Here is an 18,268-nt window from a genome sequence, read left to right on the forward strand (position 1 = left end):
TTCTGGTTGTACGCATCCTTGCCGCACTGGTCGGTATGACCGGCGACTTCGACCTTCAGCTCCGGATAACGCTTCAGGATCTCGGTGGCCTCGGAGAGGATCGAGACAGCATCCGGACGCAGCGTGGCCTTGTCGAAGTCGAAGTTCACGCCCTTCAGGTCGATCGACACCGGCACCGGGCAACCGTCCGGACCGATGGTCTGGCCAGCCTGCGAACCGGGGCACTTGTCGTCGCAGTTGTTGACGCCGTCACCGTCGTCATCCAGGTCGGCGCAGCTCGGCGCGGCCGGAGCCGGCGGAGCGGCAACCACCGGCGGACCCAGCGGGATCACGACGCCGACCGAAGCCAGCAGGTCGCCGAACCAGTCTTCGTCCGGGGAATTGACGCTGCCGTTGTCGAAGTCTGCGCGATAGGCCAGCTCGGTGCGGATCGCAGCGCGCTTGCCGTACAGGGCACTCTGTACACCGACGCCAACCTTGGCGGCGAAGTTGCCTTCGTCACGCTGGCCGGGCGAGTTCGGGTTCGGGAAGTTGTCGAACTCTTCTTCCGACTGCTGGTAGCCCAGGCCCATCAGGACGTACGGGGCCCAGTTGCGACCTTCCTGGGTGAAGTGATAACGACCGTCGAACGAAATGCCGTACTGGCTCCAGTTGAGATCCTGGTTGGCGTCGTTGTTGGGGTTCTGGTAGTTCAGCTCACCATCGATCGACCAGTTCTGATTGAGGAACTTGCCGACGCCAATGGCACCGAACGGCGCATTGCGCGTGCCGCGATCGTTGTCCTGGATGTTCATGCCGGCCGAACCGGTCAGATACCAGCGATCGTCGAATTCCTGCGCATTGGCAGCCTGGGCCAGGCTCAGACCACCCAGCAGGGCGGCGCAGAGGAGTTTCTTATTCATATATCCAGCTCCTTGATCAAAAAACGGAAACAGCGTCTGCGAGGTTCCCACTAAGGACGGCCGCCAGACGACGCCATCGGGGCGGAGGTTAAGTTTGCCTATGTGAAAGCCGTGTTAACGGTCATCTAACAAACCGGGAAGTTCCATGCCAATACAGAGCGATTGCGGCGGGATTCAGGCCCGAAGCAGCGCCAACAGCCCGCTTGCGGGCTCGGCAAGCAATCGCTCCGGTTCCGCGACCAGGGCCCGCAACTGCGACAACTGCTTTTCCGGCAGTTTCGCCGCGAGGGCCCCTTCAAACTTGGCCATCAGCAGTGGAATACCTTCGCCGCGGCGACGGCGATGCCCGACCGGATAATCGATCGAGATTCTTTCGCTTTGCGTTCCGTCCTTGAAGAAAACCTGAACGGCGTTTCCGATGTACCGCTTGTCGGGATCGTAATAATCAGTGGTGAAGCGTGGTTCTTCCTCCACCCGCATGCGCTCGCGCAGCGCATCGATGCGCGGGTCGGCGGCGACCGCGTCGCCGTAGTCTTCGGCCCGCAGGCGGCCCAACAGCAGCGGCACGGCGACCATGTACTGGATGCAATGATCGCGGTCGGCGTAGTTGGCCAGTGGCCCGGTCTTGTCGATGATGCGCATCGCCGCCTGCTGGGTATGGATGACGATCTGCTCGACGGCATCGACGCCCTCTGCGGCGATGCGCGCGCCGACCTGGGCATGCAACCGCATGGCGCACTCCACCGCGGTCTGCGCATGGAATTCGGCCGGGTAGCTGATCTTGAAGAGGATGTTCTCCATCACGTAGCTGCCGAACGCACGCTCGAACTCGAATGGCTGTCCTTCGAAGGCAACCTCCTGGAAGCCCCAGGTGGGCGCGCTGATCGCGCTCGGATAGCCGACCTCGCCCTTGATGGCGTTGAGCGCATGGGTGACTGCGCGGCGACAGGCATCGCCGGCCGCCCAGCTCTTGCGCGGACCGGTGTTGGGCGCGTGGCGGTAAGTGCGCAGCACGCCGTTGTCGATCCAGCTGTGCGATATCGCAGCGATGATCTGGTCCTTGTCTCCACCGAGCATGGCCGTTGCGACGGCGCTCGATGCCAGTCGCACCAGGATCACGTGATCCAGGCCCACCCGGTTGAAGGAGTTCTTCAGCGCATAGCAGCCCTGGATCTCATGCGCCTTGATCGCATGGCCGAGCACGTCGCGCACGCTCGGACCCGGTTTGCCACGCAACTGTGCCTGGCGTCCCAGGTAATCGGCCACCGCCAGGATCGCGCCGAGGTTGTCGGAGGGATGCCCCCACTCGGCGGCCAGCCAGGTGTCGTTGAAGTCGAGCCAGCGGATCTGCACGCCGATGTTGTAGGCGGCCTGGACCGGGTCGAGCTCGTGGCCGGTGAACGGCACGCGCGCACCGCCTGGCAGCACCGCGCCGGGCACCACCGGGCCCAGATGCCGGACACACCCGGGGTGGTCCATCGCCAGCGCGGCGCAGGCCAGCGAATCGAGCAGCATGTAGCGCGCCGTGTCGTATGCCTCGACCGAGTCGATCCGGTAGTCGATGACGTAGTCGGCGATGTCCGCCATCGCCGGATCGGGCGGCGGGCGTACGGCCGAACGCGGATCGGCATGGCTCATGGCGTGCTCCGGCGAAATGGCTGCGCGCATTGTCGGGGGCCGTGGGTTGTGCCGACGTGAGGCGAACCGCACTGGCCGCCGCTGCAGAACACAGCGGCGCAACACACCGGCGCAACACACCGGCACAACACACCGGCCCAATCACGGCGCTTGGAAAAGCAGCGCCGCAGGCTCACCCTTGTGGGCATGGACGCACCCATCCGACTGCCAACACTGTTCCTCTCACATGGTTCGCCGATGCTGGCCGTGGAGGATTCGCCCGCGGGCCACTTCCTCGATGGCCTCGGCCAGCAGTTGCCGTGGCCGAAGGCGGTCGTGGTGGTCTCGGCGCACTTCATGACCGACCGGCCCATGCTGGGCGGCCACATCCAGCCGCACACGGTGCACGACTTCGGCGGATTCCCCGAGCCGCTGTACCAGATCCGCTATCCGGCACCGGGTGCGCCCGACCTGGCCGAGAAGATCGCGCAACGCCTGGCCGATGCCGGGCTCAATCCGCGCGTGCGCGAAAACCATGGCCTCGACCATGGCGTCTGGGTGCCGTTGCTGCGCATGTATCCGGAAGCCGACGTGCCGGTGGTGCCGTTGTCGGTGATGCCGCATGCAACCGCCGCGCAGCACTTCCAGCTGGGCCAGGCACTGGCGCCGCTGCGCGACGAAGGCGTGCTGGTGATCGGCTCGGGTGGCTTCGTGCACAACCTGGGCGATCTCGACTGGAAGCATCCGCAGGCGCCCCTTGCGCCGTGGGCGCAGGAGTTCGGCGACTGGATGCACACCATGCTCGCCGCGCACGACTGGCCGGCGCTGCTGGACTGGCAAGAGCGCGCGCCGCACGCACACCACGCCCATCCCACGGTCGAACACCTGATGCCGTTGTTCGTTGCGCTTGGCGCCGCTGGCGACGCGCCGAGCGTGCGCGCGATCCATCGCTCGCACCAGCTGGGAACACTGTCGCTGGACGCGTTCGCGTTTGACTGACGCCAGCGCAGCCGCTACTCCCGCGGCAACACCTGCGCCAGGCGCTCTTCCATGAAGTCGACGAACGCACGCACGCGCGGTGGCACCAGGCGACGCTGCGGCATCACCGCATAGATGCCGGTCTCGGCGATCGGATGGTCGGCCAGCACGACCTGCAGGCGGCCAGTGCGCAGGTCGCCCCAGGCGTGCCAGGTCGAATGCAGGGCAATGCCCAGTCCCGCCACCGCGGCGTCGCGCACCACTTCACCGTAGTTGCTCTCGATCCGGCCATGCACGCGGACGGCGACTTCGCCGCCGGCGCCATCGCTCATCCGCCATACGTCCTGCCGCCCCTGGCTGCCCACCAGCATCACGCAGTCGTGTCCGGCCAGGTCCTGCGGTGTGCGTGGCGTGCCGTGCCGGCGCAGGTACGCGGGCGAGGCGCACAGGACGCGGCGGTTGGGTGCGAGCCGGCGCGCGACCAGGTTGGAATCGGCCATCTCGCCTATGCGGATCGCCAGGTCGAAACCCGAACTCACCAGGTCGAGCATCTGGTCGTTGAGGTTCAGGCTCAGGCGCACGCGCGGGTGCCGCTCAAGGAACTCCGGGACCAGTGGCGACACATACAGGCGCCCGAACGAGGCCGAGGTCGTCACCCGCAGGGTGCCGGCGATCTCGCTGCCGCCGCGGCCCAGACCGCTGGTCAGCGCCTCCAGGTCCTCCACCAGCGCCCGCCCCTGCTCGGCCAGCGCGGCCCCCTCGGGAGTGGCGTGCAGGCGGCGCGTGGTCCGGTGCAGCAGGCGCACGCCGAGGTCGCGCTCGAGCCGCTTCAGGCGCTGGCTGGCCACGGCGACCGACAGGTCCAGGCTGCGCGCGGCGGCGCTGATCGACCCCAGGTCGAGCACGCGCAGGAACAGGCTGATGTCGCCAATGCGGTCCATCGATGGATTATCAATCATTTGTTGAAACTGATTAGCCATCCTGACGGTTTCCGCAGAATATGCAACGGCCTAGCCTGCGCACCTTCCTTATCAGTGGACGCCGCGCCGATGGCCCTCCCCGCTCCCACCCCTGGCCCTGCCCTCGCCGCCGTCCCCGTCCCCCTCCCCGTCCCCGGCACCGCCTCCAGCCGGATGCCGGCCGCGCTGTATGCGCTGACCGCGGGCTCGTTCGGCATCGGCTGCGCCGAGTTCGTGATCATGGGTCTGCTGCTGCAGATGGCCGCCGACCTGCACGTGACGATCGCCGCAGCGGGAATGCTGGTGTCGGGCTATGCGCTGGGTGTGTTCGTCGGCGCCCCGGTGCTGACCCTGCTGACCCGCCGCATGCCGCGCAAGGCGGTGCTGCTGGCGTTGATGGCGATCTACACCATCGGCAACGCCGCCTGCGCCCTGGCGCCGGACTACGCCACGCTGATGGCGGCGCGCGTGCTGACCTCGCTGACCCACGGAACCTTCTTCGGCGTCGGCGCGGTCGTGGCGACCGGCCTGGTCCCGTCCGACCGCAAGGCCTCGGCGATCTCGATCATGTTCTCCGGCCTGACCCTGGCGACGCTGCTGGGCATGCCCGCCGGCGCCTGGCTGGGGCTGCACCTTGGCTGGCGCTCGACCTTCTGGGCGATGAGCGTGGTCGGCGTGGTGTCGCTGGCGGTGATCGCGCTGCTGGTTCCGCGCAGTCGCCAGACGCAGGCGCCGGTCGCGGTGCGCGACGAGCTGCGCACCATCGCCCGTCCGCAGGTGCTGCTCGGCCTGCTGATGACGATGCTCGGATTCGCCGGCGTGTTCGTGGTGATCACCTACATCCAGCCGCTGCTGACCGGCCTGGCCGGATTCTCCGAAGCGGCCGTGTCGCCGATCCTGCTGCTGTTCGGTGCCGGCATGGTCGTGGGCAACCTGCTCGGCGGCCACCTTGCGGACCGCAAGCCGACGCCGGCGCTGCTGGGCACGCTGGCCGCACTGGCCATCGTGCTGGCACTGATGAGCTTCGCCCTGCACAACCCGATCGCAATCGTCGCGTTCATCGCCGCGCTCGGCATCGCCGCATTCGCGACCGTCGCGCCGCTGCAGTTGCGTGTGCTGCGCCATGCCGCCGGCGCCGGCCAGAACCTCGCGTCGAGCTTCAACATCGCCGCCTTCAATCTCGGCAACGCGATGGGCGCATGGCTCGGCGGCGTGGTCATCGAGCGCGGCCCCGGCCTGGAAGCGGTGACGTGGGCCGCGGCCACCGTCACCGTTGCCGGTCTCGCCGTTGCCCTGTGGAGCGTGCGCCTTGAAGGCGCGAAGGAACGCCAGGCGCTGCTGCCCACCGGCTGCGTGCCCGAGCGTTCGTGACATCCCCGATCCCCCAACCCCCACTGCATTCGCGAAGGAACTGCGTGCCATGAACCGCCTCATCGCCTCCCCCCTGCTCGCCGCACTTTTCATGGCCGCGTCCGCGACCGCGACCGACGCGCCGCCATCGCACAGTGGCGACGCAACGACCTGGACGACAACCTGGACGGCCAGCCCGCAGCCGCTGTGGGCCGGCGACTTCGTGTTGCCGACCAACGTCCCATATAACCTGTGGAACCAGACGCTGCGGCAGGGCGCGCGCGTCAGCATCGGCGGACATCGCATGCGCGTGCTGCTGTCGAACGAGTACGGCACGCAGCCGCTGCGGATCGGCGCCGCACGCATCGCACGCAGCGAAGGTGACGGCCGCATCGCGTCTGCCAGCGATCGCGTGCTCACCTTTGGCGGCAAGCCCTCGGTGACGATTCCGCCGGGCGCGCCGATGCTCAGCGACCCGGTCGAGCTGGATGTCGCCGCGCTCGGCGACGTGTCGGTGAGTCTGTACCTGCCCGAGCCGACGCCACCGGCGACGTTCCACTGGGACGCGCGCCAGACCACCTGGGTCGGCGCCGGCGACCAGACCGGCGCTACCGCCTTCAAGTCCGATTCGACGCTGAGCACGCGGGTGTTCCTTGCCGCGATCCAGGTCGAAACCGTCGCCTCGGCGCGCAGCGTGGTGGCGCTGGGCGACTCGATCACCGACGGCAATGGCTCGACCGTGGACCAGAACCGCCGCTGGCCCGATTTCCTGGCCCGCCGCCTGGCAGGCCAGAACGTCGCCGTGCTCAACGCCGGCATCTCCGGCGCGCGCCTGCTGCAGGACAAGATGGGCAGCAATGCACTGGCCCGTTTCGACCGCGACGTGCTGGCACAACCGGGCGTGGTGGCGGCGGTGGTGCTGATCGGCATCAACGATATCGGCTGGAACGGCACGCCGTTCGCACCGTCCGACCCGGCGGCCCGCGCCGACGAGCTCATTGCCGGCTACCGCCAGCTGATCGCCCGCGCCAATACACGCGGCGTGCGCATCATCGGTGCGACCCTGACACCGTTCGAGGGCGCCTTGCAGGACACCCCGTTGCGCGGCTATTACCGTACCGACAAGGAGCGCGTGCGCCAGGCCATCAATGCCTGGATCCGCGACAGCGGCGAGTTCGACGCGGTGGTCGATTTCGACGCCGCGGTCCGCGACCCGGCGCACCGCGTGCGCTTCCTGCCTGCCTACGACTCGGGCGACCATCTCCATCCGGGCGACGCCGGCTACCAGGCGATGGCCGACTCGATCGATCTGGATGCACTGCTCGGCGACGCGCCCGCCGTGGCAATCCGCCACGCCGACTGACCCATCCCCCGCACTCACAAGGAACCGCTGCAATGGAATACCGTTTTCTCGGCAACTCCGGTTTTCGCGTCCCCGCACTGAGCTTCGGCACCGGCACGTTCGGCGGCAAGGGCGACCTGTTCGGCTCGTGGGGCAACACCGATGTCGCCGGCGCCACGCGCCTGGTCGACATCTGCCTTGACGCCGGCCTCAACCTGTTCGACAGCGCCGACGTCTACTCCGGCGGCATGGCCGAAAGCATCCTCGGCGCGGCCATCAAGAACCGGCGCGACGAAGTGCTGATCTCGACCAAGGCCACCTTCCGCTTCGACGACGGCCCCAACAACGTCGGCTCGTCGCGCTTCCACCTGATCAACACGGTCGACGCCGCGCTCAAGCGCCTGGGCACCGACTACATCGACCTGTTCCAGCTGCACGGCTTCGATGCGCACACGCCGGTCGAGGAGACGCTCTCCACGCTCGACAACCTGGTGCGCGCCGGCAAGATCCGCTACCTGGGCGTTTCGAACTTCTCCGGCTGGCACTTGATGAAGTCGTTGTCGGCATCCGACCGCTACGGCTGGTCGCGCTATGTCGCCAACCAGACGTATTACTCGCTGATCGGTCGCGACTACGAATGGGAGCTGATGCCGCTCGGCCTGGACCAGGGCGTCGGCGCGGTGGTGTGGAGCCCGCTCGGCTGGGGCCGCCTCACCGGCAAGATCCGCCGCGGTCAGCCGCGTCCGGAAGTGACGCGTCTGTCGGCGACGGCCGACTACGGCCCGCCGGTGGACGAAGAGCGCCTGTACCAGGTCGTCGACGCACTCGACGCCATCGCCGCCGAGACCGGCAAGACGGTGCCGCAGATCGCCCTGAACTGGCTGCTGCAGCGACCGACGGTATCGACCGTGGTGATCGGTGCACGCACCGAGGAGCAGCTTCGACAGAACCTCGGCGCAGTCGGCTGGAGCCTGACCGCCGAACAGGTCGCCGCGCTCGATGCCGCCAGCGCGGTGACTCCGGTGTATCCGTACTGGCACCAGGCCGGTTTCGGCGAGCGCAACCCGTCGCCGGTGTCTGCATGAAAGCCGTCGCGCTCACCCGCTACCTGCCCGTCGACGACCCGCAATCGCTCCTCGATGTAGACCTGCCCGATCCCGCCGCGCCGACGGGGCATGACCTGCTCGTGCGCGTCGAGGCGGTCTCGGTGAACCCGGTCGACACCAAGGTGCGTTCGCCCAAGCCGCACGTGGAAGCGCAGCCGAAGGTGCTCGGTTATGACGCGGCAGGCATTGTCGAAGCCGTCGGCGACGGCGTCACCCGCTTCCGCCCAGGCGACCGCGTCTACTACGCCGGCGACATCACCCGTCCCGGCAGCAACGCGCAACTGCAGCTGGTCGACGAACGCCTCGTCGGCCATGCCCCCGCATCGCTCGATGCCGCGCAGGCCGCGGCGTTGCCGCTGACCGCCCTGACCGCGTGGGAGCTGCTGTTCCAGCGCATGCCTTACGACAGCGACAACGGCGGCGCAGGCAAGACATTGCTGGTCATTGCCGGCGCCGGTGGCGTCGGATCGATCGCGATGCAGCTCGCCCGTCGCGCCGGATTCACCGTCATCGCCACCGCCTCGCGCGCGCAGACCATCGACTGGTGCAAGGCCATGGGCGCCCACCACGTGATCGACCATCGCCAACCCTTGCCGCCGCAACTGGCCGCGCTCGGTTTCAACACGGTCGACGCCGCGATCAATCTCGCCGACACCTCGCGCTACTGGGACGTGCTGGGTGAATTGCTTGCGCCGCTCGGTCACGTCGGGCTGATCGTCGAACCGTCCGAGGCGCTGCGCATTGGCGACCCGTACAAGGCCAAATGCATCGGCATCCACTGGGAGATGATGTTTGCCCGTGCGCGCTTCCGCACCGCCGACATGGACGAACAGGGTCGCATCCTCGACCGCGTGGCAAGCCTGATCGACAGCGGCGAACTGCGCGGTACGCAGCACGATGCGCTGAGCCCGATCAACGCGGCCAACCTGCGCGAGGCGCATCGACGCCTGGAATCGGGAACCACGGTCGGCAAGCTGGTGCTGTCGGGCTGGTGAGCGGTGGCCGGCGGCGGAGCTTGCCGCCGGCCGGCTTTCCCGGCATCGTGCCGCTTCCGTACGCCAGCGTATTCGCCCCATGACGGCCGCCAGCCCGCTCAGCTTCGACAGCACCGCCACCCCTCACCCGCTCTATCCGCGGCTGTTCGAGCCCCTGGACCTGGGCTTTTGCACCCTGCGCAACCGCGTGCTGATGGGTTCGATGCACACCGGCCTGGAGGACAAGACGGCCGATTTCCCCAAACTGGCCGCCTACTTCGGCGAGCGCGCCGCCGGCGGCGTCGGCCTGATCGTCACCGGTGGCTTTTCGCCGAACCTGGCCGGCTGGCTCAAGCCGTTCGGCGGCACCCTGCGCTGGCCATGGGAGGTCCGCCGCCACCGCCAGGTCACCGCCGCGGTCCACGGTCACGGCGGGCGCATCTGCCTGCAGATCCTGCACGCCGGCCGCTACGGCTACAGCCCGCTGCAGGTGGCGCCGAGCAGGCTCAAGGCGCCGATCAATCCGTTTACACCGCGGGCGTTGTCGGCCGCTGGCGTCGAGCGCCAGATCCGCGCCTTCGTCCGCACCGCGCAGCTCGCCCGCGAGGGCGGCTACGACGGCGTCGAGGTGATGGGCTCGGAAGGCTATCTGCTCAACCAGTTCACCGCGCCGCGCACCAACAAGCGCAATGACGCCTGGGGTGGCGATGCCGGCAAGCGCATGCGCTTCGCCATCGAAATCGTCCGCCGCATCCGCGAAGCCTGTGGACCGGACTTCATCATCGTCTATCGCCTGTCGATGCTCGACCTGGTCGACGAAGGCCTGGCCTGGGATGAAGTGGTGCAGCAGGCCAAGGCCATCGAGGCCGCGGGCGCAACGCTGATCAACACCGGCATCGGCTGGCACGAAGCGCGCATCCCGACCATCGCCACGTCGGTGCCACGCGCCGCTTTCACCGGCATTACCGCGCGCCTGAAGCCGCACGTGACGCTGCCGCTGATCACCACCAACCGCATCAACATGCCGCACGTTGCCGAGCGCGTACTGGCCAGCGGCGATGCCGACATGGTGTCGATGGCGCGGCCGCTATTGGCAGATCCGCAGTGGGTCAACAAGGCACGCGAACAGCGCGCCGCCGACATCAATACCTGCATCGCCTGCAACCAGGCGTGCCTGGACCACGTGTTCGAGAACAAGACCGCCAGTTGCCTGGTCAATCCGCGCGCATGCGCCGAGACCGAACTCAACTACACGCCGACCGCCTCGCCCCGGCGCATTGCCGTGGTCGGCGCCGGTCCTGCCGGCATGGCCTGCGCGACGGTCGCTGCAGAGCGCGGCCATCGCGTCACCCTGTTCGAGGCCGGCGACGCCATCGGCGGACAGTTCAACCTGGCCAAGCGCATCCCGGGCAAGGAGGAGTTCCACGAAACCCTGCGCTACTACAGCCGCCGCATCGAGCAGACCGGCGTCGAGCTGCGCCTGAACACCCGCGCCGATTCCGACACGCTGGCCGGCTTCGACGACGTGGTCCTGGCCACCGGCATCCGCCCGCGCGAGGTCGACTTCGTCGGCGCCGACCATCCCAAGGTCGTCAGCTATCTGGATGTCCTCAGCGGCCGCGTCGTGCCGGGGCGCAAGGTTGCCCTGATCGGCGCCGGCGGCATCGGCTTCGACGTCGCCGAGTTCCTGGTCCATGACCACGGCCACGACAGCGGCGACGGCGACCCCGATGGCGTCGACGCCGCCGCCTGGCGCGCCGAGTGGGGCGTCGACCTGGGCTATGAGGGTGAGGTCCGCGGCGGCCTGTCGCCGGCGCGCCCGCAGCCACCGGCCCGCGAGGTCTGGCTGCTGCAGCGCAGCCCGGGCCGTCCCGGCGCCCGCCTGGGCAAGACCACCGGCTGGATCCACCGCGCCACCCTCAAGGCCAGGAAGGTACGGATGCTGGGTGGGGTCGAGTACCTGGGCGTCGACGACGAGGGCCTGCACATCCGGGTAGACGGCAGCGAGCAGACCTTGCCGGTCGATCACGTGGTGATCTGCGCGGGTCAGGAACCGTTCAAGCCGCTGGCGGCGCAGTTGGGGGGCAGCGGCAAGGCGCCCCACGTCATCGGCGGGGCCGATGTGGCAGCCGAACTCGACGCAAAACGCGCGATCGCACAGGCCTCGCGCCTGGCCGCGACGCTGTGACTGTGACGACCGTCGAAGTGCTGAGAGCCTGCTGGGGCGGGCCTCTCAGCTGCCTGTTCAGATAAAAAACCCAAGACAATCCGATGGTTACGAAATAGCCATTCAGCTGGCATTTATACTTTCGCCGCTACCTTGCGCCAACTTTTCAGCCACCCCCTTGGTGGCGACCCACACCGCCCGCGCCTTCTGCGCGGTTTAGGTGAAGGGGCAAAAGCGTGCCGCAGAGCCCGCTGCCCTCCCCAGTACGCCATGCCGGTTCGTGCCGCGGTTGCCGTGTTTCCCCAAAGGGACGGCGATAGCGCTGCGGAACGGCGCAACGGAGCAAGGAGTCTGATTAGATGAAACTGGCCTGGATCCTGTGGCTGGCCTCTGTACTGCCGCCGCAAACCGCCGATTCGCTTTGCCTGAGCACCACCGTTTACCTGGAAGCCCGCGATCAGTCGGTGCGCGGCCAGAAGGCGGTGGCGGAAGTGGCCCTGCGCCGCCGCGACAGCGGCCTGTGGGGCAACACGGTCTGTGACGTTGTCACGGCCCGCAAGCAGTTCGCGCCGACCCTGGTCGCGCCCGGAACGCGCCTGACCAACACCGAGGCGTGGGGCGAAGCCGTCACCGTGGCGCTCGATGCCGAGCGCAACTGGGCCCTGCCGCCCGGCCAGCGCAAGGAGATCGTGCCCGGGGCGAGCCACTTCGCCGCGCACGCGATCGCCAGCCCGAGCTGGCGCACCGCCTACCAGGTGGCCACGATCGGCGACCACACCTTCTACAAGGTGCAGTCGCTGAAGCCGCGTCGTACTTGAAACGGTCGCCCTGACAAGGCCGCACGCCGCCGAACCACGGGAGTCGCTGAATGCGCTCCCGCAGCGTTGCATCCGTGGCGTTGAGCGCGCCCGGCGAGTCGGCGATAGTGTTCGATTCCATGCCTCCGCGGAGTCGAACATGAAGCTCTACACCAAGCCCGGCGCCTGCTCGACCGCTGACCACATTGCCCTGCAGTGGACCGGCCAGCCGTACGAGTTCGAAGTCCTCGACAAGGACTCGATGAAGGCCCCCGCCTATCTGAAGATCAATCCGACCGGCGCCGTGCCGGCAGTGGTCGATGGCGATTTCGTGCTGACCCAGAACGCCGCGATCATGGGCTACATCGCCGACACCTATCCGGCCGCCGGCCTGGCCGGCGACGGCAGCGCGCGTCAGCGCGGTGAGGCCGCGCGCTGGTTGGCCTTCGTCAATTCCGACCTGCATCCGGCCTTCAAGCCGCTGTTCGGCCCGGGCGCCTTCATTGGCGACGAGTCGCAGTTCGACGCCGTGAAGGCGACCGCGCGCACGCGCATCCGCAGCCAGTTCGAAATCGCCGACAGGCAGCTTGCGGGCAAGCAATGGCTGGCCGGCTTCCGCAGCTTCGCCGACCCTTATCTCTACATCACCCTGCGCTGGGCCGACGGCCTGGGCATCGACCTGGGTGGCCTGGACAACCTGGCGGCGTTCAAGCAGCGCATGGAAGCCGACCCGGGCGTGCAGAAGGCACTGAAGGACGAAGGCCTGGCCTGAGCCAGGGCGCCGGCAGCGGCGTGTGCCCCGCGGCGACGGCCTAGGCCGTCGCCAACGCGCGCAGGCGCCGCTCCATCTCTCCGGCGAAGCCCACGGTGTGCGCCTTGGCGAGCGCATTGCTCAGGTCGGGCAACAACGCCAGCAGTTCACCCACGTCGGTGCAGCGCTCGATTTTCAGCTGCAGGAAATAGCCACGCAGGCCCAGGTGCTCGCGCACCGTCTCCGACATCTGCGTGTAGAGCGGGGCATAGCCGCCACCGCCAGTCGACGGCCTGGCGCCAACGGCCACCGCCACTGCGGCGCTGACGACCTGCCCGGTGATCCGCCCCGGATGGATCGAAGCGGCGGCCGCTGCCGCAAGCGTCTGCGGAACCTCAAGCAGCCCCATCGATTGCAGTTGCTCGAGCGCATCGGGCGGACCGCGCAAGCCGGCAATCACATCGCGCAGTTGCCCCACGCTGCGCTGGCCATCGACCAGCAGCAGGATCGAACGCATCACGTTGGGCAGTTTGCGCGAGCGCTGCTGGATCTCGTCGCGCCCGGCGTCGGTCTTGTTCGGCACTTCGTCATCGCGCATGGCTTCCCCTAAAACCATCGGCCACGAAAGGCGGACCGACTATGCCACGGGCCGCGGGCCGGGAGGATGCCAGGCAAGGGGTATCAGACGAAAGGCGTATGCGGGTATGTGCCGCCCTGCCCTCATCCGCCCTGCGGGCACCTTCTCCCGCACGCGGGAGAAGGAGTGTCGAAGCCCTCTCCCGCATGCGGGAGAGGGGTTGGGGTGAGTGCAGCTACCTGCAGTCAGCGCTTGTCGATCGAGACATACTCGCGATCTTCCGGGCCAACGTAGTTCGCGCTCGGGCGGATGATCTTGCCGTCCTCGCGCTGCTCGATCACGTGCGCGCTCCAGCCGGTGGTGCGTGCGACCACGAACAGCGGCGTGAACATCGGCGTCGGGATTCCCATCATGTGGTAGGCCGATGCGCTGTACCAGTCGAGGTTCGGGAACATCTTCTTGGTGTCCATCATCAGGTTCTCGATGCGCTCGGACACGTCGAACAGCGTCTGGTTGCCGCCTTCGGCGCACAGCTTGCGCGAGATTTCCTTGATGATCGGATTGCGCGGATCGCCGATGGTGTACACCGGGTGGCCGAAGCCGATGATGATTTCCTTGCGCTCCATGCGTGCGCGGATGTCGGCCTCGGCCTCGTCGGCGCTGCCGTAGCGGCTGATGATGTCCATCGCCACTTCATTGGCGCCGCCGTGCTTGGGACCGCGCAGCGCGCCGATCGCGCCGGTGAGGCACGAGTGCAGGTCCGAACCGGTACCGGCGATCACGCGCGCAGTGAACGTCGACGCGTTGAACTCATGCTCGGCGTAGAGGATCAGCGACTTGTCGAGCGAGTCGGCGTGCAGCCTGCTCGGCCGCTCACCATGCAGCAGGTGCAGGAAGTGCGCGGCGACGCTGTCGTCGTCGGTCTCGACCTCGATGCGGCGGCCGTTGCGGGTGAAGTGCCACCAGTACAGCAGCATCGAACCGAAGCTGGCGATCAGCTTGTCGGCGATGTCGCGCGCTTCCGAAGCCGGATGGCCTTCGCGCTCGGGCAGCACCGTGCCGAGCACCGAGCAGCCGGTGCGCAGCACGTCCATCGGATGGGCGTTGGCCGGCACCAGCTCCAGCGCTTCGGTGACGATCGCTGGCAGGCCGCGCAGGCGCTTGAGCTTGGTCCTGTAGGCGTTGAGCTGCGACTGCGTCGGCAGTGCGCCGTGCACGAGCAGGTGCGCGACTTCCTCGAAGGTCGACCTGGTCGCCAGGTCGTGGATGTCGTAGCCGCGGTAGTGCAGGTCGTTGCCGCTGCGGCCGACGGTGCACAGGGCGGTATTGCCCGCGGCGGTGCCGCTCAGGGCGACGGATTTCTTGGCCTTGGGCAGGTTCTGTGCCGAGTCACTCATTGCTTGTCTCCTCATTCGGCCGTGCTGGCGGGGGATGGTTTGTCCGGTCCCGCCAGGGGCCGTCGTTCTCAGGGATAACGCGGTTAGCTGCAGATTGATGCTGGAAGTGCCGCTAAAAGCAGGGGGTTAAGCCAGTTGCGACGGACAGGTCGCAGACGACCGTGACGGGCCAGTATCGCGCTCGTCGCGGTCGCAGGGCGGACGGACGCGCCGGCGGAGATAGGGACAGGGGGACTCAACGTCGAGGCCCTGTACGCTCCGTCGGCCGACCACTTCCATCCCGTGTCGCTTCCTCACTTCTCGCTCGCGAACAGCGCGTCGAGCTTGTCTTCGTAGGCGTGGTAGCCCAGGTAGTCATACAGCTCCGCGCGCGTCTGCAGGGTCGGCACGAGGCTCTTCTGCGTGCCTTCGCGACGCACCGTCTCGTAGAAGTTCAGCGCCGCCTTGTTCATGGCGCGGTAGGCGCCGCAGCAGTACAGGGCGATGTCGACACCGGCCTCGCGCAGTTCGTCGGTGGTGAAGAACGGTGTCGAGCCGAACTCGGTCAGGTTGGCCAGGATCGGCACCTTCACCGCGGCCTTGAAGCGGCGGTAATCCTCGAGCGTGTTCATCGCCTCGGGGAAGATCATGTCTGCGCCGGCTTCGACGTACGCGCAGGCGCGCTCGATCGCCGAATCGATGCCCTCGACCGCGGCCGCATCGGTGCGGGCCATGATCACGAAGCTGCGGTCGGTGCGCGCATCCACGGCCGACTTGACGCGATCGACCATCTCCGACAACGGCACCACTTCCTTGCCCGGACGATGGCCGCAACGCTTCTGGCCGACCTGGTCTTCCATGTGCACGGCGGCGACGCCGACGTTGATGAAGGACTTGATGGTGCGGCCGATGTTGAAGGCGCCGCCCCAGCCGGTGTCGATGTCGACCAGCAGCGGCATCTGGGTCGCGTCGACAATGCGGCGCGCGTCGGTGAGGACGTCTTCCATCGTGCTGATGCCCAGGTCGGGCACGCCGAGCGAGTTGGCGGCCACGCCGCCACCGGACAGGTACAGGGCCTTGTAGCCCACGCGCTTGGCCATCAGGCCGGCGTAGGCGGTGATGGCGCCCATCACCTGCAGCGGGGATTCTTCCGAGACGGCGGCGCGGAAACGTGCGCCGGCGGAGGTTTGCGAAGTCATGGCATCTCCTGGTTGAAGGGGCATTTTAGGCCACCTCGGGCAGCGGCGTCGGCTTTGCCGATGGTGGCGACGGGTGGCCCCCCGTTCGCCAGCGTCTGTGCCCCTGCCCGTCATTCCCGCGAAGGCGGGAACCCAGGGACGTTGCTTTCTGCATCGGCAGCCGGAACAGAATCACCGGGTCCCCGCCTTCGCGGGGATGACGGTCTCGGCCAGCTCACCCGCCTGGATCAGCCGCCAGAATCTGCACCCCGCTCCAGCGCCAGGCGCACCTCTTCCAGCGCACCCGGGTCATCCAGCGTCGACAGGTCGCCCGGGTCCCGGTTCTCCGCCAGCGCCTGGATCGAGCGCCGCAGCAGCTTTCCCGATCGCGTCTTGGGCAGCGCATTGACCACATACACCCGCGCCGGCCTGGCGACGCCACCGAGCTGCTCGACCACCCGCTGCTGCATGCTCGCCGCCGCCTGCGCCGCCGACTCGCCGGCCAGCGCCTGCTTGAGCGTGGCGAACACCACCGGCACCTGCCCCTTGAGCTCGTCGTGCACGCCGATCACCGCCGCCTCGGCGACGCTGGGATGGGTCGAGCACGACTCCTCGATCTCGCGCGTGCCCAGTCGATGGCCGGCGACGTTGATGACGTCGTCGGTGCGGCCAAGGATGAAGGTATAGCCGTCCTCGTCGCGAATCGCCCAGTCGAGCGAGCTGTACACCAGCTGCCTGAAATGACTGAAGTAGCTCGACAGGAACCGCGCATCGTCGTTCCATACCGTGGTCAGGCACCCCGGCGGCAACGGCGGCTCGATCACCAGCACGCCCTTCTGCCCTGGCGCCACGTCCTGGCCGGTGTTGTCGTCGATCACCCGCAGCTTGTAACCGGGAGTGGGCAACCCGGGCGACCCGAACTTCACCGGCTTCATGTCCAACCCCGGCATCAGCGACAGCACCGGCCAGCCGGTTTCGGTCTGCCAGTAGTTGTCGATGATGGTCTTGCCGATGCCGTCGGTGATCCAGTGCGCGGTCGGCTCGTCGAGCGGCTCACCGGCGAGGAACAACCAGTGCAGCTTCGACAGATCATGTTTCGTCAGCCACGACGGGTCCTGCTTCTTCAGGACGCGGATGCCGGTCGGCGAAGAGAACATCGTGCGCACGCCGTACTGCTCGCATATGCGCCACCAGACGCCCGGATCCGGATGGGTCGGAAGCCCCTCGTACAGCACCGACGTCGCACCGGCGATCAACGGCCCATAGACGTTGTACGAATGCCCCACTGCCCAGCCGACATCGGACGTGGAGAACATCACCTGGCCGGCGCGCACGTCGTAGATCGACCACATCGACAGCGCCATCGCCACCGCATAACCGCCGACATCGCGCTGCACGCCCTTTGGTTTCCCGGTGGTACCGGACGTATAGAGCAGGTAACTGGGTTCGTTCGACTCCAGCCACTCGACTTCGACCAGCTCGCCCGCGTGCCTGGCGCGCAGCGTGGCGTAATCGACATCGCGACCCTCAACATTACTGCGCCCCGGATCGAGGTCGCGGCTCACGACCAGCACGTGCGGCGGCGGCGAAGCACATTCCTCGCAGGCTGCATCGACCAGCGGCTTGTAGGCGATGACCTTGCCACCGCGCATGCCGGCATCGGCGCAGATCAGCAGCTTGGGTTTTGCATCATCGATGCGCAGCGCCAGGTTGTGCGCCGCGAACCCGCCGAACACCACCGAATGCACCGCCCCGATGCGCGCGCAGGCCAGCATCGCGAACACCGCCTCGGCCATGTTCGGCATGTAGATCACGACGCGGTCGCCGCGGCCAACGCCGAGCGACTTGAGCACCGCGGCGAAGGTGTTCACTTCCGCGTGCAGTTCGCGATAACTGATCTCGCGGGTGAGATTGGTTTCCGACGAAATCGCGACCAGCGCCAGCTGATCGCCGCGCTCGTCGAGGTGTCGATCGATCGCGTTGTAGCAAAGGTTGGTCTCGCCCCCGGCAAACCACTTGCGGAAAGGCGGGTTGGAATAATCGAGAATCTGCTGCGGCGGCTTGTGCCAGTGGATCGCCTTCGCCTGCTCCGCCCAGAACCCTTCGGGCTCTTCGATCGAGCGGCGGTAGAACTCCTCGTAACCCATTGCGACACCCTCCAACGGCTATCCGTTGAGGCTAGTCCCACGGGCGG

The 18,268-nt window shown here is 67.5% G+C and carries 15 protein-coding genes; 8 read left to right on the forward strand and 7 right to left on the reverse strand.

The window, feature by feature from the left end:
• Together AB4Y64_RS16990 and AB4Y64_RS16995 are read right to left on the reverse strand one after the other, a co-directional pair.
• Positions 1-902 (reverse strand): OmpA family protein (locus AB4Y64_RS16990; RefSeq protein ID WP_441817652.1); only part of this gene is annotated, 902 nt, incomplete at its 3' end.
• Between the two features lie 174 nt (positions 903-1,076).
• On the reverse strand, positions 1,077-2,540 hold the full coding sequence (locus AB4Y64_RS16995) for a bifunctional 2-methylcitrate dehydratase/aconitate hydratase (protein WP_441817653.1): 1,464 nt from the start codon (positions 2,538-2,540) through the stop codon (positions 1,077-1,079).
• Positions 2,541-2,726: 186 nt separating this feature from the next.
• Between AB4Y64_RS16995 and AB4Y64_RS17000 the strand changes: the two genes are divergently transcribed.
• Entirely contained in the window at positions 2,727-3,518 is a 792-nt protein-coding gene (locus tag AB4Y64_RS17000) for a DODA-type extradiol aromatic ring-opening family dioxygenase (protein ID WP_441817654.1), read from the forward strand.
• A gap of 14 nt (positions 3,519-3,532) precedes the next feature.
• Here the strand turns inward: AB4Y64_RS17000 and AB4Y64_RS17005 are convergent, their stop codons facing one another.
• The gene (locus AB4Y64_RS17005) at positions 3,533-4,438 is read right to left on the reverse strand and encodes a LysR family transcriptional regulator (protein ID WP_441817712.1); all 906 of its coding nucleotides are present in this window, start codon (positions 4,436-4,438) and stop codon (positions 3,533-3,535) included.
• A 192-nt stretch (positions 4,439-4,630) separates the two neighbouring features.
• On the opposite strand from AB4Y64_RS17005, the gene AB4Y64_RS17010 reads away from it, so the two are divergent.
• The 7 genes from AB4Y64_RS17010 (at position 4,631) to AB4Y64_RS17040 (ending at position 12,964) form a co-directional block, all read left to right on the forward strand.
• On the forward strand, positions 4,631-5,827 hold the full coding sequence (locus tag AB4Y64_RS17010) for an MFS transporter (RefSeq protein ID WP_441817655.1): 1,197 nt from the start codon (positions 4,631-4,633) through the stop codon (positions 5,825-5,827).
• Positions 5,828-5,876: 49 nt separating this feature from the next.
• A complete protein-coding gene (locus tag AB4Y64_RS17015; RefSeq protein WP_441817656.1) occupies positions 5,877-7,169 on the forward strand; it encodes an SGNH/GDSL hydrolase family protein in 1,293 nt (430 codons plus the stop codon).
• 32 nt (positions 7,170-7,201) lie between these two features.
• Positions 7,202-8,233 carry an aldo/keto reductase gene (locus AB4Y64_RS17020; protein ID WP_441817657.1) on the forward strand — a complete coding sequence of 344 codons (1,032 nt, stop codon included), beginning with the start codon at positions 7,202-7,204 and terminating at the stop codon, positions 8,231-8,233.
• Positions 8,230-9,249, forward strand: a complete 1,020-nt coding sequence (locus tag AB4Y64_RS17025) for a zinc-binding alcohol dehydrogenase family protein (RefSeq protein WP_441817658.1) — start codon at positions 8,230-8,232, stop codon at positions 9,247-9,249. Before AB4Y64_RS17020 ends, AB4Y64_RS17025 begins: the two co-directional genes overlap by 4 nt.
• 79 nt (positions 9,250-9,328) lie before the next feature.
• On the forward strand, positions 9,329-11,416 hold the full coding sequence (locus tag AB4Y64_RS17030) for an oxidoreductase (protein ID WP_441817659.1): 2,088 nt from the start codon (positions 9,329-9,331) through the stop codon (positions 11,414-11,416).
• A 338-nt stretch (positions 11,417-11,754) separates the two neighbouring features.
• Positions 11,755-12,213 (forward strand): cell wall hydrolase, encoded by a 459-nt coding sequence (locus tag AB4Y64_RS17035; RefSeq protein ID WP_158733560.1) that lies wholly within the window; start codon positions 11,755-11,757, stop codon positions 12,211-12,213.
• Positions 12,214-12,352: 139 nt separating this feature from the next.
• Entirely contained in the window at positions 12,353-12,964 is a 612-nt protein-coding gene (locus AB4Y64_RS17040; RefSeq protein WP_441817660.1) for a glutathione S-transferase family protein, read from the forward strand.
• Between the two features lie 40 nt (positions 12,965-13,004).
• On the opposite strand, the gene AB4Y64_RS17045 is transcribed toward AB4Y64_RS17040, so the two are convergent.
• The 4 genes from AB4Y64_RS17045 to prpE all read right to left on the reverse strand — a co-directional run bounded on the left by AB4Y64_RS17045 (position 13,005) and on the right by prpE (position 18,221).
• Positions 13,005-13,541 carry a hypothetical protein gene (locus AB4Y64_RS17045; protein WP_441817661.1) on the reverse strand — a complete coding sequence of 179 codons (537 nt, stop codon included), beginning with the start codon at positions 13,539-13,541 and terminating at the stop codon, positions 13,005-13,007.
• 224 nt (positions 13,542-13,765) lie between these two features.
• Complete coding sequence (gene prpC, locus AB4Y64_RS17050; protein WP_441817662.1) at positions 13,766-14,917, reverse strand: bifunctional 2-methylcitrate synthase/citrate synthase; 1,152 nt, start codon at positions 14,915-14,917, stop codon at positions 13,766-13,768.
• A 293-nt stretch (positions 14,918-15,210) separates the two neighbouring features.
• Positions 15,211-16,095 carry a methylisocitrate lyase gene (gene prpB / locus AB4Y64_RS17055; protein ID WP_441817663.1) on the reverse strand — a complete coding sequence of 295 codons (885 nt, stop codon included), beginning with the start codon at positions 16,093-16,095 and terminating at the stop codon, positions 15,211-15,213.
• Between the two features lie 227 nt (positions 16,096-16,322).
• Entirely contained in the window at positions 16,323-18,221 is a 1,899-nt protein-coding gene (gene prpE / locus AB4Y64_RS17060; RefSeq protein ID WP_441817664.1) for a propionate--CoA ligase, read from the reverse strand.
• Positions 18,222-18,268: the final 47 nt, after the last annotated feature.

The sequence above is a fragment of the Lysobacter sp. TAF61 genome, from assembly GCF_052113485.1.
GTDB lineage: Bacteria > Pseudomonadota > Gammaproteobacteria > Xanthomonadales > Xanthomonadaceae > Lysobacter_J.